Genomic DNA, 26,722 nt, shown 5'->3' with positions numbered 1-26,722 from the left:
CAATAGGGCACATTAAGGCCTGTTTGGCATGTTTTGAAATGTAAAACTGACATTTTAAAACTCAATTTGATATAAAAATAATAAAGTAAATAAAGTAATGTTACTTTTTTGATATTTGTCCTAATATTAATATTGCTTAAAGGTGTACACTAAGTGCCTTTTTTATAACTAATAAGCAATGAAATGGATAAAAAATATCCAAATTTTATCCATTAATTGGCGGATCTTATCAAAAAAGATTAATATTTAAGGTTCCTTAATTGGCGTTGATATAAAGAAACAAAAAAAATAAATATAAATGAAAAAACTACTGATTTTGTTAACATGCCTGTTGCCTTTTGGTAACCTTAGTGCACAACAACATAATATGTCAAAAGATTATGTGGTACCTGATGATTCACTGGTGCAAAAAAATCTGCATAAGTGGCAGGGCCTTAAATTTGGATTATTTATGCATTGGGGTACGTACAGTCAGTGGGGTGTTGTAGAAAGCTGGAGCATTTGCCCGGAGGATGAGGGATGGACACAACGCCGTGGTCCATATGGCGGCGATTACAACGGTTATAAAAAAGCTTATGAAAACCTGCAAACAACTTTTAACCCTACAAAGTTTGATCCCGAAAAATGGGTGGCAGCCGCTAAATATGCCGGAATGAAATATGTTGTTTTTACAACCAAACATCACGACGGATTTTGCATGTTTGATACCAAACAAACCGATTATAAAATTACCAGCTCAAAAACGCCTTTTTCTGCCAACCCCAGGAGCAACGTTGCCAAAGAGGTATTTAATGCCTTTAGCAAAGAAAACTTTATGATTGGAGCTTATTTTTCAAAGCCCGACTGGCATACAGAAAATTATTGGTGGCCGTACTTTCCGCCTAAGGATAGGAATGTAAACTATGATCCGGCTAAATATCCCGAGCGCTGGCAGAAATTCAAGGATTTTACCTTTAATCAAATACAGGAATTAATGACCGGCTATGGTAAGGTTGATATTTTATGGCTGGACGGCGGCTGGGTTAGACCCAAAAACACGATAGATCCGGCTGTTGACTGGCAGCGCACCATTCCGTACGACCAGGATATTGATATGGCAAAGATAGCCGCGGCAGCAAGAATAAAACAGCCGGGTTTAATAGTGGTTGACCGTACAGTTGCCGGGCAATATGAAAACTATACCACGCCCGRGCAGCAGGTGCCGGATGCGCCTTTAGATCATCCCTGGGAAAGCTGCATCACTATGGGTAACTCCTGGAGCTATGTACCTGGCGATAATTATAAATCGGCCAGCGAGATAATAACCTTATTGGTGAAAATAGTATCCCGCGGAGGTAACCTGTTAATGAATATAGGCCCCGGCCCCGATGGTGACTGGGACCCTGTTGCCTATAGCCGCCTGAAGCAGATTGGCGACTGGATTAAAATAAATGGTGAAGGTATTTATAACTCCAACGCAATAGCGCCTTACTCGGAAGGAAATATTTATTACACCAAAGCAGGCAAAAGTGTATATGCATTTGTTTTGGCCGAAAAGGATAAAGACGCCGTTGTTTTGCCTTCAACTATCTCATTACATTTAAAGGATGCCGGTACGGTTAAAAAAATAAGTTTGCTGGATATCGGCAAAAAATTAAAGTGGACCGCGAGTGAAGGCGTAATTAAAATAAATGTACCTGCATCTTTGCAAACGCAAAACGGCTTGGCCCAGGCAGCCGTATTTAAAATTCAGTACTAATCCGCTTAATACTTTTTATACCATACCTATATAACACGATCTATAATCAAATAAAATGTCGCAACCACTATCATTCCGGCTCAGTAAATTATTTTTTGCGCYGGCCTTATCTTTTACCATAACTAATATATACGCACAAAATAGCTATGAACTAAACTCCGGCTGGCTGTGCGCGCCTATAAACAGCGTGAAGGATAATGGAACGGTACTATCAACAACAGCGTTTAATACCGGTAGCTGGATGCCTGCTACCGTACCGGGCACTGTTTTAACTACATTGTTAAACAATCACAAAGTGCCCGATCCGTTTTGGGGGATGAACAACGAGCACATACCTGATATTTACAAAACCGGGGCAGATTATTATACTTATTGGTTTGCCAAAGATTTTAAGGAAACACCGGCACAAAACGGAGGCCAGGTTTACCTGAATTTTAGGGGGGTAAATTATAGCTGTGATATTTATTTGAATGGTCATAAGCTAAACAAAACCATTCAGAAGGGAATGTTTTTAAGGTTTAACTATAACATAACACCCTTTTTGGCAAAAAATGGCAACAACCGTTTAGCCGTGCTGGTGCACCCGCCGGATGTGCCGGGTAACCCAAATGGCGGCCAGGGTGGTGACGGTACCATTGCCCGAAATGTTGGTTTGCAATATACCGCAGGCTGGGACTGGATTCAACCTATGCGGGACAGGAATACCGGGATATGGGATAAGGTAACTATTCAAAAAACAGGGGCTGTACGTATTACCGATGAGCATATTGTTACCCTTGTGCCGGGAGTAAGGCTTCCCGAAGGCCCGCAGCAGCCTGCCACCATAAAAGTATCTGCCGAACTAAATAACACAACAACGAAACCGGTTAGCGGTACCTTAAGTTTTGAGTTGGATGGTAAAACCATTTCAAAAAGCATCAGCCTGAAACCAAACTCAACTGCGGATGTAAACTTTAGCGATTATAGTTTGCCAAATCCTAAACTTTGGTGGCCAAACGGTTATGGGCCGCAGCATTTGTATGATTTTAAGTTGAAGTTTACCGTTAACGGTAAAGCAGTGTCCGATCAGCAATTGCTTAAAATAGGGGTAAGGCAATTAACCAGTGAGTATAATGAGCACACCGGAAGTCGCCAGATTGCGGTTAACGGTCAAAAGATATTTATAAAAGGTGGCAACTGGGTTATATCCGATGCCATGTTGCGCCTGTCGGATATGCGTTATGATGCCGAAGTTCGTTTCCACCGGGATATGAACCTGAACCTGATCAGGGTTTGGGGGGGCGCTATGATTGAGCGGCCCGAATTTTACGAGGCCTGTGATAAATATGGTATGCTGGTGTTCCAGGATCTGTGGGGATCGGGCGATTGCAACGGCCGCTGGCAAGACCCAATGAAGCTTGACGACCAATGGACCCGCCGCAAATACCCGGATGATCATGGCCTTTTCCTGCGTTCGGCAATCGACCAGATAAAGATGGTCCGTAACTATCCTTCGCTGGCCATCTGGTGTGGTGGTAATGAGATCACTCCGCCCGAGGATATCCTTACAGCTTTACGCGATACCATTTTGCCCAAGCTTGATAATACCCGCTGGTTTGTTGATTACTCAAACTCAGATAGCATGTCGCACAATGTACTGGGGGGCAACGGCGATGGGCCGTATGGTATTCAGCCTTTATCGGTATTTTGGGAATTTAAAACCCATCCTTTTAACTCCGAGGTAGGTTCGGTAGGTGTGGGCGACTATGAATCATTGAAAAGATTTATCCCTACTGTTAACATGGTGCCGCCGGTTTACGACGAGGATACACACAAAAATACAGTAGATAGCGTTTGGGACTACCATAAATACATTGGTTATGACACCAGTATCAACAAATATGGCAAAGCCAAAAACGCTGCCGATTTTGCAATGAAAGCGCAACTGATAAACTATGACCAATACCGCGGGCTTGCCGAAGGCTTTACTTCGCATATGTGGGACTGGTACACCGGCTTTATTATCTGGAAAACTCAAAACCCATGGACTGCCATGCGCGGGCAGATGTATGATTATTACCTTGACCCTAATGCCTGCCTTTATGGTTTACACAATGGCAGTGCGCCGTTCCATATTATGTATAACCCTGTAAATGGTATGGTTATGGTTGCTAATAATACCTTCAAAGCCAGGCGTAGTATGATGATGGTAATAAAAACCTATGATATGGAAGGCAAAGAAAACGTAATCACCCAGGTTTTTGCCGATATAAATGCCAATACAGTTAAAAAATACTTATCTGTTAAAGCATCTGTTGATAAACTTGCCGCCAAAGAAGGTGTTTTTCTGTCATTACAATTATTGGATGAAAATAAAAAAGTTATCACCGATAATACCTACTGGATCCCTGATAGCAAGGGTGCATTTTCGGGTCTTCAAAAAATGAAGAACCAGGAATTATCTGTTAAAGCAAAATACATAAAACCAGGTAACGTAGAAGTTACGTTGGTTAATAAACAAAATAGCGTACTTGGGTTTTTTAATAGAGTTTCGTTAGTGGATGCAGATAGTAAAACACGGGTATTACCTGCATTTTACAGCGATAACTATATTACTGTTTTACCGGGGGAAGAAAAAAAGGTAATTATTAATTACAATGCGGCTGCAACTAATAAAAAATTGCTTGTGAGCATTAATGGCTGGAACGACGCAGGTACTCCCCAAATGATAAGTATTGATCAATAACAACAACTATGAATATCAGACCGGTCATCTTAACAGGACTTTTTGCCTTAACGTTGATGATCGGTCTGAGTTCATTAACTCAGGGCCCGGTAACTGCCGGACCAAAGCCGGCAAAGGTAGATGATGAGGGTAAAATCTTATTCACCGACTTTTGTGCTAAATGCCATATGCTGCCTAATCCGGCCAGTTTAACCAAAGAGGTTTGGCGCTTGCATGTGCTGCCCGTGATGGCTGCACGCATGGGGATCATTTATCCTAATTATGATCCGCTGCGTGGATTATCTGATGAGGAAAGGATCATCGTTAAAAAAAATGACATCATCCCCGATGCCCCGGTTTTAAATAAGGATGAGTGGGATAAACTGGTAGCATATGTTATAAGCCTGGCCCCCGATACACTTATTGCAGACGAAAGCAGGTTAAACCGAAACAGTCCGCTTAAGCAGTTCACCAGGCAGGATATTCCAATTGATAATCAGCTTCCATCTTTAATTACCGGGATAAAGTATAACCCGGAAAACAACACTTTATGGATAGGGAATTATCTTAATAAGGTTTTCACCTGGAAATATAATACGGGTGTTACCAAAACTATAAAAACGCAAAGCCCCGTAGTTGATTTTAACTTTTATAAGGGAAGTACTTATTTTACCGAAATAGGTAAACTATACCCAACCGAGCTGAGCCTGGGGTCGTATGTAAACTATAATGACAGTACAGCTGCGGTATTGTTAAACTCCCTGCACAGGCCGGTTAATTCCATTATAACCGACCTTAATAATGATGGCATTCCCGAAATCATTGTGTGTAATTTTGGGAATAAAACCGGGAGCCTGTCGTTGTTTAAAAAAAACAAAGCCGGGAAATATAAGGAAACTGTTTTACGGTCGGTTGCAGGGGCCATTAAATGTTACGTGACGGATATGGATGGCGATGGCAAAAAGGATATTGTAGCCATGTTTTCGCAGGGGGATGAGAGTGTTTATGTTTTTTACCAGAAAGATGATCTGAAATTTAAAGAAGAAAGGGTGCTGCGTTTTCCGCCCAATTATGGAACTACAGATATGGTATTGGTGGATTATAATCATGATGGGCTTACCGATATTATAACCGTGCATGGCGACAATGCCGATTACTCCCAGGTGTTGAAAGCCTATCATGGTATCAGGATTAATATTAACCAGGGCAATAACGCTTTTAAAGAACAGTTTTTTTACCCGATATATGGCGTAACCCATGTTTTGGCCGAAGATTTTGATAATGATGGTGATATAGACCTGGCCTGCAGCGCTTTCTTTCCCGATTTTGGCAAGCTGATCGACGAATCCTTTGTATACCTCGAAAATACAAACCAGGATAAGTTTACCTTTAAATCTTACGTCCTTAAAAGCGAGGTGCCGCTTAAAACTTTAACCCTTGAAAAGGCCGATATTGATGGCGATGGTGATTTGGATATTATAGCAGGCAATTTTGCCCAAAGCCCTGGGGCTGTTCCTAAAGACCTGGATGATAAATGGAAGAGTGCTAAGTACGGGATCACCATTTTTATGAATCAGCTTTATCATGCTAAAAAATAACGCTGATTAATCAATAGCGCTTTTTTTCTAATAAAAAACCCGGTCTCTGCTTAAAGAGAGCCGGGTTAACTACTATTAACTATGGGAAGATTCTTAGTGTACTGCAAACGCTTTTACAAATGCGCCGCTGGCATCAAATGTCACTATATATTTAGTGCTGTTGGATGTAATTAATACGGCATACCCTTTTAAAGTGCCGCTTACACTAAACGAATATGCCTTTTCAAATACATAACCAGGATAGGTAGTGGTTAAATAGGTGGTTATAGCGGCCGGTAGGTTAGCAGTAGTTACAGCAACAGGTTTGCCCGGATGCAGGTTAATCTGTACGCGTTTTACAAAGGTGCCGGCTGCTTTAATTACAGTAGCGTATAAGCCATTGTTTTTACTGATGAGCACATAGGCGCTGTCCGGCATGATTGAAGCATGTAGCAGTGTATCTGTTGGATAGGTAATTTTAATATAGCTGGTTACAGCAGCAGGCAGGGCAGATATAGCTATCGTATCGCGGTGTTTACCATCCCTGTTATCAAACGGGCCGCCGCGATGCCATCCCTGTCCCTTCAAGTCAGGACCATCCCTTTGCTCCAATATACTTACGAATGTTCCATCTGTGGTAAACTTTAAACCAATCAGCGCGCTGTTGTATTTAATCACAACAATGTAATTAACCACAGTTTTGGTGGTATCTGTAATTGAATAAGCCTTTTTAAAAGTATAGCTGCTGTAGTTTGCGGTTAAGTAAGTACCAATTGTTGTTGGCAGTGCACTAAAAGCAACAGAGTCATTTTTGCTGGGCTTGCCATAGCAGCCAACCATGTACACCGTGTCTGTTGAACCAGATGCCAAACTAATGGCAATGGCCCCGGTAGACGTAATGGTAGAAGAAGTTGTGCTTGTAACGGAAGCCGATTTGGAGGCGTTTTCCTTTTTGCATGATGCCAGGCCTATTAAAGCAGCCAGCATCAATAACCCTGGGTTGGTAAGTTTGTTTTTCATTCCGAATTAATTTTGGTTAGTTAAAAAGTTCCTGCCAGAGCAGGCAGCAGGTTTTATTACTCAAAATTAATCCGGGAATACTGTTGCTCCCGGTAATGTATCGATGAATTGTGGCTATAAATCGACGAATGAAATTTACTTAATCATTCTTCAGCCCTATCTGGTGATTGCCGTAATCTGTTAGGTATTCATTTTTAATAAAAAAGTCGATACTTAAAATTGTACGGTAATCGGCGGTATTATTAGGGTTTTGTACCTCGGTAAGGTTTCCGGTACTTGATGTGGTGTAAGTGTATGTAAAACCCTTATTGGTAGTTATCGTTACTACTGAATTTGCAGGCAATGGGCCGGTGGCGCTTGTGGCAAGTTTATCTTCAATAGTGGTTACAGATGGTGTACCGGTATCAAACAGGAACTGTGCCGAAATGGTTTTCCCGCTGTAAGTTATTGTTCCTGGTATATTAGCCGAATAACCGCCATTGGCAAAATAAGTAAGCGGGTGCATAATGAAGCCTGACGAGGAAAGGTCTGAAGTAGTGAGGCCAACGGTAAGCAAGCCGGAAACGTAGGTAGGTGTACTTGCAAAACTTGTATTTAAAGTTGCCAGCTTAAAGCCGCTGGTAAGGCCAGTACCATAATCAAAAAACCTTAACGGACTCGAAATTTCGCTCCTGCTATTGCTCAAACCAGGCCCTACGCCAAAAACATCGGCAGCGTGGGCGCTTAGCTGGTTGCCGTTTCCATCAATTATTTTATAGTACAAAAAAAAGGGTACCCTTTTTAATGAGATGCTGCCTGATGAATTGCCTACTTTAACGTTAGCATAGGCCAGGTTGCCGTATTCTTTAGTGGTGCCTGTGGCATCGCCAAAACTTATAACAGCTGTTTTTGAGGTTACAGTGATGCCGTTTACAACGGTAGAATCCCCAGTGACCGTAATTCCGGCTGAAGTGATCATTGCTGCCGGAAGTAAGCCTGTGGCATCTATGGTCATTCCCGGCGATCCGGTATCAAATATGCTTCCGTAATTTACAGTTTGCGTACCAACCTGTGTAACCGGAATAAGCACTCTTTTATTTACCCCTGATGCGTATTGATATAAACCCAATGTTACCGGAGTTGCATTTACTACTTTGGGCGTGGTTTTATCTTTTTTGCAGGAACTAAAAACTACAAAAAAAAGCAGCAAACCAATCAGCTGTGGTTTAAAATATAAATGTTTTATTTTCATGTATATGGTATATACGGTTATTATAATTGTTGTATTGGGATGTTAATTTAAATGACCATACACTATGATACTTTAAACCACAAAGGTATAACATTACCAGGTAACCAGGCCAGGAATCGATAAACGGGTTTAATGACCCGATTAATTGCACCTGTTTAACCCATCGGTACTTGAAGCATCCGCTGGCTTAATTACCAATGCCCTTTCAAAAAGCGACCTGGCATCTGGCTTTTTACCTGCCATCAGGTTACTCCAGGCCAACATATGGTTGCCATCGTAATCAAAAGGGTAAAGGGTTACTACTACCTTAAAACACCTGATGGCGGCATCATATTGCTTTCGGTTATAATAAATTATACCAGCCCAGTAATTGGCCTGCGTATTTTGAGGGTCAATCTTCAGGATAGCTAAATACTGTTCAAGTACTTTATCCCAGCTTTGCAAAAACGACAGGGGCTTCACGAATCCAAATTTTGCCTCAATAGCGCCTGGTTTTATACTGATGGCTTTTTGATAATAAGACTGTGATGCTGTGTAGTTTTTATTTAGGTAATGGAGCCAGCCTAAACGGATATTTACCTCGTAACTGTTATCACTAAGGTACGGATAAATATCGTTAATGGCAGCTATATAATTTTTGTCCAGTTCATCGGCATAACTGGTGCGAAAGGCTTTTTGCAACACGGCATTGGTTTGCGCCTGCAGCCTTATCACCAATAAAATAAAAAATGCTGCTATAAACGTTTTCTTTAAAATTTCCATATTATACCTAACGTAACAGAGTTTTGATTGTAATTTACAGAGCGGTATATGTCTGTTTTATTTTCATAAATATAATTTAAATCCAATAATGCGTGAGCGCTCAACTGGTAAAAAACGGTTTCTCCGCATTTAAATTTTGTGGGGTCGATGGAATTGTAAACGTAAAGTCCATCTGCATCCAGGTAATCGTCCTGGTTACCAAAGGCAGCCATTGTTTCCACCCAGGTTTTATTCAACACCTTAAACCCAATGGCCTGGCTGTAAATAAAATTGTTTATGCCGCTTAAGTTCAAAACAGATGCCCGGCTAATGGTATATAAATTAAGGTTACCTAACGGATAAAAATCCAGTTTGGTATTATATTGTTTTAAAGTTTTATTGATCAGGTTCCCGAAATTAATATCTCCCTGCAAATTAATGTAACGGCCGGTATACTTAATACCCAACAAGCCCAAATTGCTATTGTTAGTATTACCCCTGTAAGTAGTGTGCAGGTAATGGTATGAGCCAATTGCACTAAGGTAGTTATTGAACACAAATTGGGCCTTTACAAAATATTCCAGTTGTTTATCAGTTTTTCCGGATAGGTTTTTATCATTATACGATGAACGGAATATATTTTGGTTAAATGAAATTGCCGATTGTTCCAGTTGCAGGCGCCAGCCCAAACGGTTACTAATACCTATACGTTCAAAAAAGCCATTGTCGCGCTCGTTGTTATTAGGGAGTTTTATACCGCTTTCAAGATCGGCACCAACTAATCCGAAGTGGGATATTTTTATAGAATGCAAGGTTTCCCTGTCAAGGTATGCGGCATGGTACGATGCTGCGGGGTTATTATTAAGATATGTGTTACAATAGTAGGCGTACAGTCGTGCCGTCGAGTTAAAGGAATCTGCACTTAATACCTGGTTAAACTGGCCGATGGCAGCTTTATAGTTACCGGTTACCATATAGGCGTATCCAATTTTAAAATGCAGACCGGGGAAGTCCAGGCCATTGGCAATTGATTTGTTACCAAAAATAATCAGTTGCTTCCAGTCGCCGGCATTGTATAATTGTTCGGCTGTACTATCGGCCAGCGCAAATTTATTCTCTTGTGCGCGGGCGGCAAGAGTGGCAAATATCAAAGCAAGCAATACTGTCAGTTTTCTGTACTCCATTGTGCTTTAATATGTTCGCCATTTAAATTTATGCAGAAAGCCAGTAAGCTGCCATGATCTATATCAACCGTGGCTTCCATCATCTGTATTTTTTTGCCTGCAACTTCACTGTATTGTTTTGATCCAATGCTTAAACCTGTCTTTTTATCCGCGCTGCTGCTTTGGTAACTTATAYTTATGAACCGGTAAAAAGGGGCTATAAAATCCTGTAAGCAAAGCAAAGCTTTGTTTTTGGTTAGGTGTAAAGGGAACTCATCATTAACCAGTATCGCTTCGGTATTGTTAAAAATTACCTTGTACGCGGCCAGGTAAAAATAATACAACAACGATTGTTTATCGCCGTAGAAGCTGGTGAAGTAAAACATGGTGCCGTTGTTGATGAAATACGCCGCAGCACCTGTGTTTTTGCTGTATATGCAGGATTGGTTTAATTCATCTTTAAAAACTTCCCATTCTTCGGTTGCTCCGTTTTCGCGGGTAAGTTTTGCTGTGTAACCTGGTTGCAGGTCGAAGGCTTTTTTTACCGGCATGTTAACTTCAAGGTTGCCAATTAACTCACCTTCAGCAGGAACATTATAGCTTTCCAGGCTGTTTTTGCCGTATTTACGGTTAAAATAATAGGCAAAAGGGTAACTCCATGTTTTCGACCCGATATAAGGCGTTGCCTGTACCTGGAAATGTAAATGCGGCTCGGGCGAACGACCGGAATTGCCACAAAAACCCAGCATATCACCCTGTTTTATCACGTCGCCGGGTTTTACCCTGATAGATTTTTTTTTAAGATGCGATACTTTAGAATACAGGCTGGCAGTATGTTTGATCACCACGGTATTGCCCCAGTTTTCTTTCAGGTTTTGTTCGCCTATGGCATTATCATCAATATGGTTAACCACCAGTTCAACAATGCCATCGCCGCAGGCTAATACGGGTTTATTGTAGCAATAAAAATGTTCGGGTAGCGTGCCCGGATATTGATAGGTGTTTTGTTCATCGTCGCAGATCACAAAATCCAGGGCCTTGCTCCAGTCGCCTTTGTGTGTAATAGCACCATTGTAGCCTTGTGAAACTGTCCAGTAGCCCATAAAAGGCAGGTTTAGCTTAAAGTATTTCAAATCTTTAAGCCTGTGCTGCTGGTTTAAAAACTGGTACAGGTTTCTTTCGGGCGAGTAATGCTGTACAGTGGCTAATTGTAATTTTCCTGGTGATTTGCGCAGGATTAAAAAATATAGCAGGCTGATATTGACGATGCAAAATGGCAACGAAAAAACCGGCAGCGAATGAACCGACATAAAACCAGTGAGCGCATTTATGATGATAAAACCCAGCGGAATACACAATATTGCCAGGAAATATGAGCGCAGGGAAGGTATTGTAAAAAAACTACCGATAGCTACAGATGTCATCATGAAATTTGCACCCAAATGATAATAGCTGATGCCTTCGGGATAGGTATGTGTGATGCCATTAAATCCGCATGCAGTTATAAAGCTCATGATGAGCAAACTAAAAGCAATACGCGAGTGAATAAGCATGCCAATACTGATGAGCATGCCCGAAACAATATTATGCTGAAATAAAATGGCGCTTAGTGAGCGGAAGAATAAGCTAACAAATTGTGGCAGTATACCGGCAAAGTAGCCATCAATGCCAGCCAGTGTAACCGGACCGGCATAGATCTCTGCCAACAGGTAACTGTTTTTTTGCAGTAAACCCATACTGAAAATGCTGTTTGATGCCAGCAGTACCATCCAAAATACCAGGATAAATGGCAGCGAGAGCATTGGCAATCCTGATTTTCCGAAACGCTGCGAAATAATAATAGTTGCTGCGATCACCAAAATACAGGCAGCAAACAACCATATCATAAACATGAGGTTAACCTGGTAAAATGCCCCGAATGCTATCCCCAACAATAAACTGTTAAAACTGTAAATACCCATTTGCATATCGGCATTGTGAAATTTAAACAGGCGGCAAACCAGCAGCGATATGATTACGCAAGCAAGCCCTGCAAAACCCGAAACAGGATTAAAAAAAGAAACCAGCAATAAAATGGTCCCCAATACCTGGTTCTGCGAAAAAAACAGTACCGAGTAGGAATTGACGACCGATTTTATAAATGATGAAATTTGCTTCACTTACTGGCTTTTAAATGGGCCGGAACAAGCTCCGGTTCTGCGATATAATTAAGCGTTTCGCTGGCGCGGATGAGGTGTGTACGTTGCTGCTCATCTATGAGCACAACGGCGGGCCGCAGGGTGATAAACTGCATCCATTGTGTCATGTTATAAGCGCCTACTTTATGTACTACCACCTGGTCGCCGGCGGTAAGCAGCGGCAGGTTGATGCTCTCCCTGATCACGTCAATATTCATACAAAGCGGACCGTATATTACCATGTTTTCGCTATGCGGCATAAAATCCTGCGCGGGGCTTATCTGGTGCTCGTACCAAAACGAGGTGAACAAAATGTTTACCCCAAAATCCATAATGGTAGCCCTTTTGCCGGTGCTTAGCCGCTTGTTGGCAATAACGGTCCCCAAAAGGTACCCGGCATCATCAATTAATACCCGTCCACTTTCTAAAATAAGCAGGGGCAGGTCTTCATTGGCAAAGCCGAAGCTGAGCAGGGTAGAAGTGATCACCTCCGCGAAATCATCTACCGATGGTACTGTATCATTCCCGGGCAGGTAAGCGCCTTTTAAGGTATTGGTTGACGGGAAGCCGCCACCCATATCAATGTATTCAATTTTGTGGTTCAACTGGGTTTGGCAGCGCAGGGCCAGGTTACACAGTTTGGTAGCTGCTATGCCGTAAGCATCCGTAGCAAGCATATAAGTACCTATGTGGCAATGCAAACCAACCAATTGCAGCTTGCCCGAATCTACAACCTTTGATAAGGCCGTCCAGGCCTCATCGTTTTCATAATTAAAACCAAAACGATCCCACAGGGGGTATACGCCGGTATCCATATTAACGCGGATAGCCACACGTGGTTTATTGGCCAATCCATTACTTAATGCAAGCAGTTTGCCCAGTTCTTCAAAATGATCAATGTGGATGAGCGAATCATTTTCGATAGCCATTTTCAAATCATCGTTTGATTTACCTGGACCGTTAAAAATGATCTTGTTGCCCGGTACGCCATTGCTCAATGCTTTGCGGTACTCAAAACCAGATACCACTTCGGCCCAGCTGCCTTCCTGGTGAAATACCTGGCAAACAGCATTAAGGTAATTGGTTTTATAGCTCCATGCAAACTGTACTTTGGGGTAGCGTGTGCTGAAGGCCCTGTATGCCGAACGGTAATTTTTACGGATCTGCTTTTCGGATAGTACAAAAACGGGAGAGCCATAGTTCTCGATCAGGCTTTTAACCGAAACACCATCGATGCTTTTAACAGGCTGCACACCGGTACGGGTGCCAAACTTGTTCATAACATCGGCGTGCAGCTTTTTAATATATGGTTTTTCGTATTCCAGCTTTTTCATTATAATCAAATTATAGTTCGCCAAATACCGAGAATTGTTGAAAATCGGTAATGTCGGTTATATGGTCCCACGAGTACCGCACAAATAATTTACCTGCCTGGTAATCATCAAAAGCCTTAACATCATCGCCCAAAGCAATTTTTACCAATGCTGCAGGTTGGTTTTGCCCGGCCGCGGCTGTTAAATAAATCCATGCCGGAAACCGTGGGTTGATCTCCAAAACATATAAATGCCCTTCTTCGTTGCTCATGATCTCCATTTCAAAGCCGCCTCTCCAGTTGGTTGCACGGGCAAAATTATTGGCCAGTTCAATAAACTTATCGTCCTTAATGGTAACTCCCGCCCAGGCTTTTCCTTTATCGGTTATGTATAGCTTCCGCATGGCTACTATACTTAGCGTATTGCCTTTGCCATCGCCAAGGGCGGCTATATTTATCTCGGTACCTTTTATATACTGCTGTGCTATTACCGGTACTCCCCAGGCCGCGTTCAACTGGTGAAACGCTTTAACGGCCTGGTCCATGGTGTAAACTACATAGGCCTCATAAAATTTCCCCTTTATCACCATCGGGAAGTTAAATTCATCCGCAGCTTTTTTTATATCGTCGGCGGTATACAGTTTATGGTCGGCCGGTACGTAAAACCCATGCTTCAATCCAAAATCTTTTAAATGTACCTTGTCGCGTAAAGCCAGTTGCTGGTGCGTTGGCAGAAAACCCGCGATGCCTATCTGCCGCAATTGCGGAGCGATCTTGATAAAATTAAACAGCTCCGAATCAAAGTTCGGGATAACCACATCCAGCTTTTCCTGCTGATGGATATAGGCGAGCCGCTCAAATAAAGCGCTTGTTCCCTCGGTTGGGTATGGTATCTGGTAGGTTTTATTTACATGTTCATGTAAATAAATGCCTGGTTCCAACGGTTCATATGATAAACCTATGATCCTTAAGCCTGCTCCAAAAGCTGCTTTTAATGAACGGATAACAGCCATCCCCGGGCCCGGATTATCATTGGCATTTATCCCGGTAACGGCAATACATAAATTAGCGTATTTATTTGCCATTATCCTTCAGTTTCAAGCAAATTAGCTTCTTTCAGCTGTATCATCCAATCTTCCCAATCGCGTTCCAGATCAGCTGGGCTTACATCGTATCTATCAAGTATATCTTTTTTGATCTCGTACCCGGTTTTGCCGCTTTTCATCGCTATTAAAAAACGCGCGGCCATGGCATTGCCCGAAAAGGAATCGCCTGTGGACGGATTAAAAATAAACCCGTTTTCGCTGGTGGCTATGTTACTCTTTATCTTCATTTATAATTGGCAGGGGCTGTAAATAATAAAAGTTAAACTTACTTGTTTAAGCGAGTTTTACAAAATCAATGCCGTATACGGTGTTTCATTGTAAAGCCTTATTTATGATGCCATTAAATATTGCATCCTTGATGCCAGCAATTCCATATCCAATGGTTTTATAAAAAGCGCATCGCACTTGTATGATTCCTGCTGTGCTTTTTTGGTTTTAAAGGCAGTAACAACAATGATAGGTACACCCTTCAATTGTTCATCATCCTTAAAATCCTGGCATACCAAAGCGCAATCTGTATCCAGTAATAAATATTCCAGTATAATCAGGTCGGGATTAATCACTTTTGCTTTATCATATATGGCATCGGGATCATAGGTTAAATGAACGTCAAAATCGCCATAGTACATAATTTCATCAATTACTGATAACATCCTGCTATTTTTGTCCAGTATCAGGATCTTTTTTTTGGTGCCGGTAGTTTTCATTTGCTAAGGGGATATTCAATATTTATAATATAAAATTGAGCTTATTCCTTTCAGCATAAAACAATGTGTCGTTCAATACCATGAATGTGCCGATGAACGGGCCGATGCAGCGTTATTTTGACCAGTCTTTAATAAAATCAGCATAGTTTGTACCAACCGGTAATTCGATATTACGCAGTTTAACTTTGCGGTTGTATATCGACCTAATCTGGGCCCTGGCAGCTACAAAGCTCCTGTGGATACGGATGAACTGGGTAGCAGGTATTTTTTCGATAATGCTTTTTAACGACATCAGGGTAAGCACCGGCTTTTCGGCGCTTAGTAAATGAATCTTGATATAGTCCTGCATGCTTTCAATATATTCTATATCCCTGATACTGATCTTGATCACCCTGTATTCCGAATGCACGTAAATGTGTTCGTCCTCACCTGTGTGGTCGGTGTGTTTAAACTGGTAATAGTCAATAGCTTTATGTACTGCTGCACCAAAACGGTTGCTATTGATGGGTTTTAGCAGGTAATCCAAAGCCTCGAGCTCAAAGCCTTCAAAAGCAAATTTTTTATAGGCTGTGGTAAAAATTATCATTGGTTTTTCCTGTAGGGAGCGCACCAGGTCTACCCCGGTAATATCGGGCATATTAATGTCTACAAAAAGCACATCTACCTTGTTGCTTTTTAAATATTCGGCACCGGATATGGCGTCTTCAAAAGTATTTACCATCTTCAAAGACGGATAGTCGGATACATATTTTTTGAGGATCTCCAGCGCCAGCGGTTCATCATCAATGGCTACACATTTTAACTGCATAATGGTGTTCAATTAACTGTCAATTTCTAATTCCACCCTAAACAGGCCGCCGTCCGAACTGATGTTCAGCCTGTGCCTGCCGGGGTAAATATGTTGAAGCCGCTGCCGGGTATTGGTAATGCCTATACCTTTGCGGCTGGATGAGGGGCGGTTGTCGAATATAGCGTTCTCGCAAGTGAACAGGATCTTACCGGGAGTTACCTTCAGATTGATACTGATCACCGACGGTTCATGTTTACTCACCCCGTATTTAAATACATTTTCAATAAAGGTCATCAATACCAGCGGAGGGACCTTCTGCTGGTCGATATCGCCCGAGAAATTAAAGTTAAGCGTTGTTTTTTTGCCTAATCGCAGTTTTTGCAGGTCGATATAATCATTGATACAATCTATCTCGCTTTGCAGCAGCACAAAATCCTCGGTCACTTCATCGGTAACGTATCGCATAATGTTGGATAATTTCATGATGCTTTCCGAGGTATGCTTATTATCTGTAACCGATAGCGCATATATATTATTCAACGTGTTGAACAGGAAATGCGGATTGATCTGCGCTTTAAGGAATGACAGCTCGGCATGAACCTTTTCTGCCTCGGCCCTTATCACCATTTGCTCGGCAAGCTGCCATTTTTGTACGGTGCTCATGGCAATGCCCAGGCCAATAACGATGATGAAAATAAACAGGCCCACCATGTCAATATTTCCCGACTGATGGATGAAAATGATTTGGTTTGATGGTTTCTTAAGGCTTGGGTCCTGCATCCGTAAGTCTTCATGTGGCAGCGGCCCGAAAGGCAGATTTTTAGGATCTGCAGCGCCACTATCGGCCCCGGGCATCAATTGCGGACCGATAGTTGCCACGGTATTTTGTTTTTCTTTAAGCAGATTGTGTAAGAGCAGGTTATCAAAGGGTTGTAAGAAGTACACACAGCCAGAAAGCAGCAATACTATAAGCCCGTAAACCACATATTTTTTATGAAACACAAAGCGTGGCACCAGGTACCAGGCATTAAAATAAAACATGAAAATATAAGTAAGACAAAATAGCCAGTAATAGGGCGATAAAATAACGTTGTATGTGCTGCTGCTGCTTTGCTGCGTACGGTTCATGAATAACAACGGGAAGCCAAAAAATACCAGCCAGCCGGCAGCGTGAATAAATATATTGGTGGCTTTTTTGGAAAGAATCATCTAAAAAAATTTTATTAAATATAGCAGCCATTAGCTGTCAACAAAAGATCGTCTTAAATTAGTTAAACTTTTAAGCAACGCCTCTTCCATTAAATGGAATCTTTTGATTTGTTCAGGTTCATGAATAAGCGTCCCGTACCTGTACTGAACACTATAAACTTTATGAAAAAAAACAAAACACAATAACCCGGGTATATCCCTATCCCCGGATCAGTGATTCAAAGGTGGTAAATGATTGGGCAACGGACAATGGTTTATCGGTGAACCGTGGTTTTGTATAGATGAATGGGGTAATTGTTTTGAAGTAAACAGTAATAGTTTCTGGTTGTTAAGCTAATATTAGCAAAACATTAATAGCAGCAACATGGAACTGGTGAAGGAAATTTTTGGCGAAGGCAAAGACCTCAATGTAATACAAATGAGTAGCCGTGGAGTTATTGTTTTTGTGATAGCGCTGGTGCTTATCAGGCTATCGGGCAGGCGCTCCTTTGGCATCCGCACGCCGCTTGATAATATTATTACTATTTCGCTGGGTGCAATACTTAGCCGTGCTATTGTTGGTGCATCGGATTTTTTGCCGGTTATTACGTGTTGTTTTGTGATTGTTATTATGCACAGGATATTCGGCTGGCTGGTGGTGCATTATAAAGCTTTCGGAAAATTTATTGAGGGCGACAAGATAGAAATATTTAAAGATGGCAGGTTCATTAAAAAGAATCTTGAAAGAGGCCTGGTATGTGAAGAAGATATAATGCAGGGTGTCCGCAAATCTGCCTCAACGGAAGACCTGGAGAAAATTGATAAAATATACATGGAACGGAACGGGGAAATCAGCGCTCTTAAGAAATAAAGATTATTCTTTAAGCGCATTATCCCAATGCTCGGCTATTTTGCCATGCTCTACGCGCAGCATATCAAACCAGGCGGTTGTGTATTTTTTACCGGGTGCTTTTGGATCGGGGTGTTCCACTTTAAAACTTAATACCACCCAATCGCCTTCGGCAACTATCGAGATCAGGTTTGCTTTAACGGTTGCACTGATAGGTTGGGGTTTGGCAAACTTCGAAAAAAAATCAATAAAGCCCTGCCTGCCGGTTGGAACGTTTGGGTTATGCTGAATATAAGTTGGCAGTAAATATTTAGGAGCCAGCTCAAGGTGCCCGCCTTCCAACACTTCACGCCAAAAATCATAAACCAGTTTTTTGTTTTTGGCAAGCTTTGGATCCTTGCTATAAAGCATAGCTTTCTGATCCTGGCTAAAAGAATCAAAAGCGAATAAAAGTGTGAAACCCAATAACAGCAGTCCTTTTTTCATGAGGTAAATAATTGATTGTTTAAAGATATCGAATTTTTTAACAAAGCCTTTTGAAATTTTAATGGTGTAATGTTAATATCAGAAATGGTGATGTATGGCTGTAAGGATCTGCAATGTAAAATACTTGTTATGATTTTTGTTTGGATAAGAATGCAATAAATAACAGGGCATAATTTATTATATTCGGTGGAAGTAAAGTGATGGAAGAAAAGCAAAATAAGGCCGGTGCGATTTTTTTCCCGGTGTGTGGATGACCTGTACAAAGCATATAACATTACCATTAAGAATACACTAATCCATGATCAATAAAACAGTAACGTTTTTCCTCATCGCGATAGCCCTGCCCGGCATTGCCTTTGCACAAAATATAAAAGTAGTAACCAACCAGGTCGGTTACGAAGATACCCAGGCAAAAAAAGCTATTGTGGTAACCGATAAACAATACGCCATCAGCTCATTTAAATTAGTGGATGAAGCTGATAAAACTGTATTCAGTGGCAAACCTGTTTACAGTGGTAAGGTAAATGGCTGGAAAGGCCGCGAATTTTATACCATTGATTTCAGTGGTTTTAATACGGATGGTAATTATAGGATAGAGGTCGACGTTTCCGGTAAAAAGGTAAGTTCGTACCCGTTTAAAATAGGTAAAAATGTTTTGGAGCAGGCTACCATGAGTGATGTGGTGTATTACTTTAAAGGGCAGCGCAGCGCAGGGGAGATTGACAAGGCAGATCACCACCTGCCGTTAGCCGGGAAAACCGCCGATACCATTGATGCCCATGGAGGCTGGTACGATGCTACAGGCGATTATGGTAAACACCTTTCGCATTTGTCGTTCTCACTGTATTTTAATCCGCAGCAAATTTCCTTAGTGGTTTATAGTTTATTTAAAACCAATGAGTTACTTAATAAAAAAACGGTAACCGATTTTCGCCAGATTAACCGCCGGGTTTTGGATGAGGCCATTTATGGCGCCGACTACCTGGTAAGGATCCAGGCTAAGGATGGTTCGTTCTACAGATCGGTATCGGCGCCTGGGCCGGGTAAACTGGCTAAGGATAGGGTGATTCGTGCCGAAGATGCATCCTATCGCATCAAACAAACCAAAGATCAACCCTTTAATAATAGCTCCCAAAACGTCGACTGGCATCGCTATCAGGTCAGTTATCGTTCTGGCGGCGGTATTGCCATTGCCGCCCTTGCTATGGCGTCAACGGCAAAAGCAAGCGGCGATTTTAGCAATGCCCAATACCTGCAGGCAGCCGAAAACGCTTTTAAATTCCTGGAAAAGAATAATAAACTTATGACCTTTGATGGTAAAGAAAATATACTTGATGATTATTGCGCTTTAAGTGCCGCCACCGAATTATATAAAGCCAGTAAAAAGCCGGTGTATTTAGCTGCCGCAACCAAACGTGCCAATAGCTTATTAAGCCGCCTATCAACATGGAAAGATTATAAAAACTATTGGCGCGCCGATAGTACCGACAGGCCTTTCTTCCATCCATCAGATGCGGGTTTGCCTGTGGCCAGCCTCATCTATTATTACCCCTATGCTGATGCAGGGATGCAGGCGACTATTACAAAAGCCGTCAAAAGCTCCTTTGAGTTTGAGTTAAAGGTGACGCACGAAGTGAATAACCCCTTTGGTTACGGCCGCCAATTGGTGCAGGATACTTTGGGCAAAAGGCGCACATCATTCTTCTTCCCGCATGGAAGCGATGCCTCGCCATGGTGGCAGGGCGAAAACGCACGGCTATCATCAATGGCTGCCGCGGCCAGGCTGGCTGCCGGTTTGTTTACCGATGATAAGACTTTCCATGATCAACTGGAAACTTTCGCCATTGATCAGTTGAATTGGGTGCTTGGCCTTAATCCCTTTGACGCCAGCATGCTGCAAGGCACAGGGCATAATAACCCGGCTTATGGCTTCTTTGGTACATTTGAATATACCAATGCGCCCGGTGGTATTGTAAACGGCATAACATCGGGGCTGAATGATGAAAACGATATCGATTTTAACCTGTCATACACCCAGATCCACAAGGATTACGATTGGCGCTGGGCCGAGCAGTGGCTGCCGCACACTGCCTGGTACCTGCTTGCTGTTGCTTTACATGAGTAGATTAATTTGATGCGACAAATAGATTTGGTTCCATCGGTGGAGTATCCTGAATTTAATAACAAACACCCTCATGAAAAAAATACTATTCCTTATTATACTCGTTCTTTTTGCCCCGGTTAGTTTAAAAGCCCAGTCAAAACATTTTAAGGTGCTGGCTTTATATGAGAACGGAGGCCACCATATAGCGTTTTCAAAACGTGCTAAAGTATGGCTGGATAAACTGGCTGCCGAAAAGGGGTTTACTATAGACTATATCCAAAACCCAGATAAAATTGACGATGAATTTTTGAGCCACTACCAATTGTTTTTGCAACTGGATTATGTGCCTTATGGCTGGCCCGATACCGCCATGGCCGCTTTTCAAAAATATATTGCCGGGGGTAAGGGCGGATGGGTTGGTTTTCATCATGCTACCTTGCTTGGAGAGTTTGACGGATTTCATGAATGGCAATGGTTCTCCAGCTTTATGGGAGGTATTAGCTGGAAAAATTACATAGCAACGTTTGCCAGGGGCACGGTTAATGTGGAGGATAAACAGCATCCGGTTATGAAGGGCATGCCCGCGTCCTTCCCGATTGAACAGGAGGAGTGGTATACTTATGATAAAAGCCCGCGACCCAATGTTCATGTACTGGCAAGCGTTGATGAATCAACCTATGAACCACAGGGCGATATAAAAATGGGTGATCACCCTGTGGTATGGATCAATAAGCATGTTAAAGCCCGCAACGTTTATATTTTTATGGGCCATTCACCAAACCTGTTGGATAACCCGGCCTGGGTAAAGTTGGTTACAAACGCTATTTTCTGGGCTGCTGGTGTTAAGTAGTAAGTCTTAAGTACCAAGTTTGAATTCCAATTTGTGACTCTTGACTTAAGACTTCCGACTCAAGACTTTAGGCTTCAGATTTTTAAGCGGATACGTTTCTTCTCCATTAAACCAACCAGGGCTATCAATATAAACCCGGTAGCCATGGATCGTGCCAGCCCGATGATTCCATTATTAAATAGATAGGGGTACTTTACGTGGAAAAGCTTCAGTATGTACACCTGGAAGTAAGGCAGCAGGTAACAGGTAAGCGTACTGGTTCCGGCAGGCCAGATCAGTTTAAACCAATTCTTTTTACCCTTAACATCCACCAGGAATATCATCAGCTCGAAAACCAATATGGTAATACCGCTGCAGATAAAGATCCAGGCGGGGGTAGAGCGAATTTTTGAGATGCCGTCGGCATACGGACGGATCAAAAAAGCCAGTACAATTAGTAATAAGCCTGTTGCGCCAAATATTACCCACAATAATTGTGTTTTGCTTTTTGACACGAGCAGTGCATAGATCTCCGAGATCATAACGCCACCCATTACCAAACATGCTGCTGAGGCATCGCCAAGCACCGGAATTTTAAACTTGAAAACACCGGTATGCCTGGCGATATTTATAGCTACAAAAGCAAGCAGGGCAATCACCAGGATATTTATTTTTCCTTTGGCCAAAAGGTATACCAGCGCACATACCAGGTAAGCCCAGCCTATGATACCCAAAATACCCCACCAGTAAGGGCGCATACCTTGAATTACACCATCCTCGCCTCCCTTATAAATAACAGCCATAACAATGAGCAGTAAAATTCCTGTGCCTATAAGGGTGTATCGTTTTGCTTTGGCCATAGTTTCGGGATAATCCAGCCAGATGAGGAAGAAACCAATAGTTATTAATATGGCCCACAAGGCTTGCGGAATAATACCCGCTGTAAGGCTATAGTTTTCCAGGTTTACATGAAAAAAGCCCATGATAATCAGTGCAGCGCTGCGGGTAAGGATATACATTAATATTGATGAAAATGAATCGCCCTTGTTCATCCTGTTTTTGATGGCGAAAGGCAACGAAAGTCCTACAATGAACAAAAACGCCGGGAAAATGGTATCTGCAAAACCCATTGCGTCTGCCTTCCCATCGGCGTGATCTATCCATTCGGGGATGTGCTTTACGCCACTGGCGTCATTAACAAATATCATAAGCAGCATAGTGATGGCACGGAGTACATCAATAGATAAAAGACGTTTGGGGAGTTGGTTCATCGTGATGTTTTGGTTTTTAGGGGCTTTGGGAATTCGATTTTTTAACCTAATAAATATATCGACTATTTGCGAGTAAAACTATAGTAATTAAAAAGATTGCCTTTCTTTTTAAATTTCGTGTTAAACTTCGGGTTTTGAAACGACTACTGCTTATAGACTGAAAATTCTTTAGTGACGGTGTTTGAATAATTATAAAAATAGCAATCAGATGTGCTGTGAGTGAATAAGTTTAGCAGGGTATCCTCATTAACAAAACTAAAAGGTAATGCACTTCCATTATATTGGTGCAGTAACCATGCGTGTACAATTGTGCTGCGATGAACGCATTGAATTTAAAAGAGCTTGTAACTGAATTTAGTGTCTATTTTACACTTAGAATTATTAAGAATGAATAAAAATTAATTTTTTAGTCGTGTTTTTTAATTTATTATACTAAAATTTATAACATTTAATGATTTGTATTGTATAATTTATTTTTTTTGAAAAAAAATCGATCAGTAACTATCGTATAATTTACTAATGATGAGAAAATTGACTATATTTTATTTATTTATTATATTTTATTGATGTGTTTTTAGTTTTTGTTCAAATATTGATGTAGTTTTTTAGTAAAATTTATTGTTTTTGTTAAAGTGTAGATGTTTTAATGAAAAATTAATCTAATTTGTGGGTCAATCAACATAATTAGTTAATCAATCAAACGAACAATGAATTTAAAACTACACTTTTTTCTTTTTGGAGCGCTCTTATTGCTTTGCTCCCCGCTTTTTGCGCAAAAGCTTACGGGGACCGTATCCAGTGCCGGTAAAACCATAAGTGCCGGGACTATAAAAGTATTACCGGCAGGAGCAGGCACCACAACCGACATTGATGGTAAGTATACTTTAACCTTAAAAGCTGGCTCATACCAGGTAAGTTTTTCGGCAATAGGCTTTGAAAAGAAAATAGTAACCGTACAGCTTGCCGCGGGCGAAACCAAGGTGCTGGATGTGGAGCTGCTTACTTCTTCGGAGGCTTTAAAAGAAGTAGTAGTAGTAGGAAGCCGTGGCGGTGGTCGCACTAAAATGGATTCGCCGGTACCAGTAGATGTGCTCCGGACGAGCCAGATTGGCGAAACTACAGCAAAACCCGATTTGATGAACCAGCTGAACCAGGCTGTGCCTTCATTTAATTACAATAAGCAAAGCGGCGGCGATGGATCTGATGCTATCGACTTTGCCAGTTTGCGTGGTCTGGGCTTCGACCAAACATTGGTGTTGATCAATGGTAAACGCCGTCACCTATCGGCATTTGTGAACCAGGTAGGCACCCGTGGCCGCGGCAACAGTGGTACCGACTTAAATGCGATACCTGAAGCGGCTATTGACAGGGTAGAGATCCTGCGCGATGGCGCCTCGGCACAATATGGTTCTGATGCCATCGCGGGGGTTATTAATATCGTTTTGAAAAAAGATGTAAATCGACTGAATATAAATATTGGTGGCAGTGGTTATTATGATCACAAATACAATACACTGAACAATGTTGATCCAACCCAATATTATACAGGCTCCCAAGTTGATGGTAAAACTTTTACGTTAGGGATGGACTATGGGCTGGCGATTGGTAAAAACGGCGGCTTTATTAATTTTGGCGGTAATTTCATGGATCAGGGTAAAACTTTCAGGGCTGTACCCGAAACCAACTGGGATACAAATCCAAATGCCTTAGGTGTTAATGCCTGGAGAAGAGCATTTGGCGATGGTTCTGTTAAATCCGGTGGTGGAATGTATAATATGGAAATTCCTATTGCAGGTACTCAAACCACTTTTTATTCTTTTGGTGGCTATAACTATAAACATTCAAATGTATATGCCTGGACACGCAGGTGGAGCAGTGGAAGTAATCATATAAAATTCCCTACCGATGAAAATGGTAAGTTAATATTTGTACCGGGCATTATGCGTGTTTTTGACCCTACACCGGGGGTTTTAGACACAGCTAACGTATATTACAATCCACAGGAAGATGTTTATATAAAAGATATGTCGGGCGCGTTGGGTTTTAAAGGTACCATAGGCGATGGCTGGGACTGGGATTTGAGTAATAATACTGGATATAATGATTTTCATTATTGGGGTAACCAAACCTTTAACTCCTCCCTGCCTTTACCCGAGCAATATACCAAAACCCGGTTTAACGATGGGGGATTCAACTTTTTACAAAACACAGCCAATGCAGACGTAACCAAGCATTTTGACCATGTGGCTCAAGGGTTTACACTATCTTTTGGTGGGGAATTAAGGTATGAACGCTATAAATTATATGCCGGCGAGCCCGACTCGTATAGAAATGGCGGGGCCCTGTTAAACGGCGTGCCTAAGGCTTCCGGGTCCGAAGGATATCCTGGCTATCAGCCAACTGACGCAACTACAGCCAACAGAACTAATGAAGCTGCTTACATAGAAGGTACTTTAGATGTAACCGAAGCATGGCTGGTTGATGGTGCAGCCCGTTTTGAACATTACTCGGATTTTGGTGGAGTAAGCACATTTAAATTAGCATCCCGCTATAAAGTAAGCGACAACTTTAATTTAAGGGCCTCATTTAGTACAGGCTTTCGGGCACCTTCACTGCAACAAATGAATTTTAGCAATACCAATACTAACATTATTGCCGGTGAACTGGTTTACGCTAAATTGATTCCAAATTATGCCGATGCCGCCCGCCAGGTAGGGATTCCAAAACTTACACAGGAAACATCAACCAATACCAGCTTAGGCTTTACATGGAAACCAACGCATGAGTTGAACGTTACCGTGGATGGTTATCTAATTAAAATTAAAAACAGGATAGTAATTACAGGTGCTTTTGATACCTCGGTAGCCGCGCTAAAAGACTACCTTATAGCTAATAATGTAACAAATGCCAACTTTTTTACCAATGCTGTCAATACAACTAACAGAGGTATTGACATTGTGTTAGATTATCGCAAATCGTGGGGTAAAAATAAATTCACAGCTTTATTTGCCGGTAACATACAAGGGATAACAATTGATAAAGTTAATATTCCGGCCGCGCTGAATGATACTTATGCGCACCAGCAGGCATACTTTAGTACAAGGGAAGCCGCCTTTTTAAAGGCTTCTGCACCCCGTGAAAAGTTCTCTTTAGGGCTTGAATACGGATATGGCAAATTTGCGGCAGGTAGCCATATTACTTATTACGGCAAACTGACTACGCAGGGCTTTGGTTATAGTAGTGTACCAGGCGCAAATCCCGACGGACCGGGCGGCGCTAACATTTCTGCTTCGGGTAACGGATGGGACCCTTATGTTGATTTGGATAACGGCAAAGGCGTTGTTCCTGAAAACTTTGTTTTCCACGGAAAAGCTACTACCGATTTATATGTATCTTATAAAATATCCAAACAAATATCATGGACTGTTGGCGTAGATAACATATTTAACGTACATCCGGATTTAGCTGTTACAGAAGGCGCTCATAAATCATCATGGGGTGATAGTGAATCGGGCGGTCCTTTTGATGCCGTACAAATGGGTTTTAATGGTATGAGGATGTTTACCAAACTGGCATTCCATTTTTAATAAAGTCATAACAACAAATATTTATCCCCCGGTTCAATTTAAGCCGGGGGATTTTTTTTTGACCTTTGGTAGTTTAATCAAATATTAGCCCTTAATTTCACTAAATATAATTTTTATGGTAATATTTGCCTATTGTTTGTG

At 41.7% G+C, this 26,722-nt stretch carries 20 protein-coding genes; 7 read left to right on the top strand and 13 right to left on the bottom strand.

Features of this window, described 5'->3' with window-relative positions; genetic code table 11:
• The first annotated feature begins 298 nt into the window (after nucleotides 1–298).
• Genes AC1DPZ_RS05135 through AC1DPZ_RS05125 form a run of 3 tightly spaced genes read left to right on the top strand, consistent with a single transcriptional unit; the run spans nucleotide 299 to nucleotide 6,040 of the window.
• Nucleotides 299–1,738, top strand: a complete 1,440-nt coding sequence (locus AC1DPZ_RS05135) for an alpha-L-fucosidase (protein WP_477401697.1) — start codon at nucleotides 299–301, stop codon at nucleotides 1,736–1,738.
• Between the two features lie 55 nt (nucleotides 1,739–1,793).
• Nucleotides 1,794–4,463, top strand: a complete 2,670-nt coding sequence (locus AC1DPZ_RS05130) for a glycoside hydrolase family 2 protein (protein WP_477401696.1) — start codon at nucleotides 1,794–1,796, stop codon at nucleotides 4,461–4,463.
• An 8-nt stretch (nucleotides 4,464–4,471) separates the two neighbouring features.
• Nucleotides 4,472–6,040 carry an FG-GAP repeat domain-containing protein gene (locus tag AC1DPZ_RS05125; RefSeq protein ID WP_477401695.1) on the top strand — a complete coding sequence of 523 codons (1,569 nt, stop codon included), beginning with the start codon at nucleotides 4,472–4,474 and terminating at the stop codon, nucleotides 6,038–6,040.
• A 93-nt stretch (nucleotides 6,041–6,133) separates the two neighbouring features.
• Here AC1DPZ_RS05125 and AC1DPZ_RS05120 read toward each other — a convergent pair whose 3' ends face one another.
• From AC1DPZ_RS05120 to AC1DPZ_RS05070, 11 genes are all read right to left on the bottom strand, one after another.
• On the bottom strand, nucleotides 6,134–7,039 hold the full coding sequence (locus AC1DPZ_RS05120) for a PepSY-like domain-containing protein (RefSeq protein WP_477401694.1): 906 nt from the start codon (nucleotides 7,037–7,039) through the stop codon (nucleotides 6,134–6,136).
• 139 nt (nucleotides 7,040–7,178) lie between these two features.
• Nucleotides 7,179–8,270: a hypothetical protein gene (locus AC1DPZ_RS05115; protein ID WP_477401693.1), complete on the bottom strand. Its 1,092-nt coding sequence runs from the start codon at nucleotides 8,268–8,270 to the stop codon at nucleotides 7,179–7,181.
• A 141-nt stretch (nucleotides 8,271–8,411) separates the two neighbouring features.
• Nucleotides 8,412–9,032: a tetratricopeptide repeat protein gene (locus AC1DPZ_RS05110; RefSeq protein WP_477401692.1), complete on the bottom strand. Its 621-nt coding sequence runs from the start codon at nucleotides 9,030–9,032 to the stop codon at nucleotides 8,412–8,414.
• Complete coding sequence (locus AC1DPZ_RS05105; RefSeq protein ID WP_477401690.1) at nucleotides 9,020–10,195, bottom strand: tetratricopeptide repeat protein; 1,176 nt, start codon at nucleotides 10,193–10,195, stop codon at nucleotides 9,020–9,022. The genes AC1DPZ_RS05110 and AC1DPZ_RS05105 overlap by 13 nt, the downstream gene beginning before the upstream one ends.
• Nucleotides 10,177–12,333 (bottom strand): urea transporter, encoded by a 2,157-nt coding sequence (locus AC1DPZ_RS05100; protein WP_477401689.1) that lies wholly within the window; start codon nucleotides 12,331–12,333, stop codon nucleotides 10,177–10,179. Before AC1DPZ_RS05100 ends, AC1DPZ_RS05105 begins: the two co-directional genes overlap by 19 nt.
• The gene (locus tag AC1DPZ_RS05095; RefSeq protein ID WP_477401687.1) at nucleotides 12,330–13,685 is read right to left on the bottom strand and encodes a hypothetical protein; all 1,356 of its coding nucleotides are present in this window, start codon (nucleotides 13,683–13,685) and stop codon (nucleotides 12,330–12,332) included. Before AC1DPZ_RS05095 ends, AC1DPZ_RS05100 begins: the two co-directional genes overlap by 4 nt.
• 10 nt (nucleotides 13,686–13,695) lie before the next feature.
• Nucleotides 13,696–14,748, bottom strand: coding sequence for an ATP-grasp domain-containing protein (locus AC1DPZ_RS05090; RefSeq protein WP_477401686.1), 1,053 nt, complete (start codon nucleotides 14,746–14,748; stop codon nucleotides 13,696–13,698).
• Nucleotides 14,748–14,996, bottom strand: coding sequence for a PqqD family protein (locus tag AC1DPZ_RS05085; RefSeq protein WP_477401684.1), 249 nt, complete (start codon nucleotides 14,994–14,996; stop codon nucleotides 14,748–14,750). Before AC1DPZ_RS05085 ends, AC1DPZ_RS05090 begins: the two co-directional genes overlap by 1 nt.
• A 102-nt stretch (nucleotides 14,997–15,098) precedes the next feature.
• A complete protein-coding gene (locus tag AC1DPZ_RS05080; RefSeq protein WP_477401683.1) occupies nucleotides 15,099–15,476 on the bottom strand; it encodes a response regulator in 378 nt (125 codons plus the stop codon).
• A 112-nt stretch (nucleotides 15,477–15,588) separates the two neighbouring features.
• Nucleotides 15,589–16,284, bottom strand: coding sequence for a LytR/AlgR family response regulator transcription factor (locus tag AC1DPZ_RS05075; protein WP_477401682.1), 696 nt, complete (start codon nucleotides 16,282–16,284; stop codon nucleotides 15,589–15,591).
• A gap of 12 nt (nucleotides 16,285–16,296) precedes the next feature.
• On the bottom strand, nucleotides 16,297–17,475 hold the full coding sequence (locus AC1DPZ_RS05070) for a sensor histidine kinase (protein ID WP_477401680.1): 1,179 nt from the start codon (nucleotides 17,473–17,475) through the stop codon (nucleotides 16,297–16,299).
• Between the two features lie 364 nt (nucleotides 17,476–17,839).
• Between AC1DPZ_RS05070 and AC1DPZ_RS05065 the strand changes: the two genes are divergently transcribed.
• The gene (locus AC1DPZ_RS05065; RefSeq protein ID WP_477401679.1) at nucleotides 17,840–18,325 is read left to right on the top strand and encodes a DUF421 domain-containing protein; all 486 of its coding nucleotides are present in this window, start codon (nucleotides 17,840–17,842) and stop codon (nucleotides 18,323–18,325) included.
• A 3-nt stretch (nucleotides 18,326–18,328) separates the two neighbouring features.
• Here the strand turns inward: AC1DPZ_RS05065 and AC1DPZ_RS05060 are convergent, their stop codons facing one another.
• Nucleotides 18,329–18,790 (bottom strand): nuclear transport factor 2 family protein, encoded by a 462-nt coding sequence (locus AC1DPZ_RS05060; RefSeq protein WP_477401678.1) that lies wholly within the window; start codon nucleotides 18,788–18,790, stop codon nucleotides 18,329–18,331.
• A gap of 298 nt (nucleotides 18,791–19,088) precedes the next feature.
• Here AC1DPZ_RS05060 and AC1DPZ_RS05055 point away from each other — a divergent pair, with 298 nt between their 5' ends.
• On the top strand, nucleotides 19,089–20,915 hold the full coding sequence (locus tag AC1DPZ_RS05055) for a glycoside hydrolase family 9 protein (RefSeq protein ID WP_477401677.1): 1,827 nt from the start codon (nucleotides 19,089–19,091) through the stop codon (nucleotides 20,913–20,915).
• Nucleotides 20,916–20,985: 70 nt separating this feature from the next.
• Entirely contained in the window at nucleotides 20,986–21,744 is a 759-nt protein-coding gene (locus AC1DPZ_RS05050) for a ThuA domain-containing protein (protein WP_477401676.1), read from the top strand.
• 74 nt (nucleotides 21,745–21,818) lie between these two features.
• Here the strand turns inward: AC1DPZ_RS05050 and AC1DPZ_RS05045 are convergent, their stop codons facing one another.
• Complete coding sequence (locus tag AC1DPZ_RS05045; RefSeq protein WP_477401675.1) at nucleotides 21,819–22,994, bottom strand: DUF5009 domain-containing protein; 1,176 nt, start codon at nucleotides 22,992–22,994, stop codon at nucleotides 21,819–21,821.
• Between the two features lie 707 nt (nucleotides 22,995–23,701).
• Here AC1DPZ_RS05045 and AC1DPZ_RS05040 point away from each other — a divergent pair.
• Complete coding sequence (locus AC1DPZ_RS05040) at nucleotides 23,702–26,581, top strand: TonB-dependent receptor (RefSeq protein WP_477401673.1); 2,880 nt, start codon at nucleotides 23,702–23,704, stop codon at nucleotides 26,579–26,581.
• The last annotated feature ends 141 nt before the right edge of the window (nucleotides 26,582–26,722 follow it).

The sequence above is a fragment of the Mucilaginibacter sp. P4_G9 genome (assembly GCF_056400985.1).
The sequence above is the reverse complement of the archived record's forward strand: the minus strand, read 5'-3'. Positions and strand labels throughout refer to the sequence as shown.

Coding starts and splice junctions, on each gene's coding strand:
- AC1DPZ_RS05125 (WP_477401695.1), top strand. CDS start 4,472: ATGAATATCAGACCGGTCATCTTAACAGGACTTTTTGCCTTAACGTTG.
- AC1DPZ_RS05120 (WP_477401694.1), bottom strand. CDS start 7,039: ATGAAAAACAAACTTACCAACCCAGGGTTATTGATGCTGGCTGCTTTA.
- AC1DPZ_RS05115 (WP_477401693.1), bottom strand. CDS start 8,270: ATGAAAATAAAACATTTATATTTTAAACCACAGCTGATTGGTTTGCTG.
- AC1DPZ_RS05110 (WP_477401692.1), bottom strand. CDS start 9,032: ATGGAAATTTTAAAGAAAACGTTTATAGCAGCATTTTTTATTTTATTG.
- AC1DPZ_RS05105 (WP_477401690.1), bottom strand. CDS start 10,195: ATGGAGTACAGAAAACTGACAGTATTGCTTGCTTTGATATTTGCCACT.
- AC1DPZ_RS05095 (WP_477401687.1), bottom strand. CDS start 13,685: ATGAAAAAGCTGGAATACGAAAAACCATATATTAAAAAGCTGCACGCC.
- AC1DPZ_RS05090 (WP_477401686.1), bottom strand. CDS start 14,748: ATGGCAAATAAATACGCTAATTTATGTATTGCCGTTACCGGGATAAAT.
- AC1DPZ_RS05085 (WP_477401684.1), bottom strand. CDS start 14,996: ATGAAGATAAAGAGTAACATAGCCACCAGCGAAAACGGGTTTATTTTT.
- AC1DPZ_RS05080 (WP_477401683.1), bottom strand. CDS start 15,476: ATGAAAACTACCGGCACCAAAAAAAAGATCCTGATACTGGACAAAAAT.
- AC1DPZ_RS05075 (WP_477401682.1), bottom strand. CDS start 16,284: ATGCAGTTAAAATGTGTAGCCATTGATGATGAACCGCTGGCGCTGGAG.
- AC1DPZ_RS05070 (WP_477401680.1), bottom strand. CDS start 17,475: ATGATTCTTTCCAAAAAAGCCACCAATATATTTATTCACGCTGCCGGC.
- AC1DPZ_RS05065 (WP_477401679.1), top strand. CDS start 17,840: ATGGAACTGGTGAAGGAAATTTTTGGCGAAGGCAAAGACCTCAATGTA.
- AC1DPZ_RS05060 (WP_477401678.1), bottom strand. CDS start 18,790: ATGAAAAAAGGACTGCTGTTATTGGGTTTCACACTTTTATTCGCTTTT.
- AC1DPZ_RS05055 (WP_477401677.1), top strand. CDS start 19,089: ATGATCAATAAAACAGTAACGTTTTTCCTCATCGCGATAGCCCTGCCC.
- AC1DPZ_RS05050 (WP_477401676.1), top strand. CDS start 20,986: ATGAAAAAAATACTATTCCTTATTATACTCGTTCTTTTTGCCCCGGTT.
- AC1DPZ_RS05045 (WP_477401675.1), bottom strand. CDS start 22,994: ATGAACCAACTCCCCAAACGTCTTTTATCTATTGATGTACTCCGTGCC.
- AC1DPZ_RS05040 (WP_477401673.1), top strand. CDS start 23,702: ATGAATTTAAAACTACACTTTTTTCTTTTTGGAGCGCTCTTATTGCTT.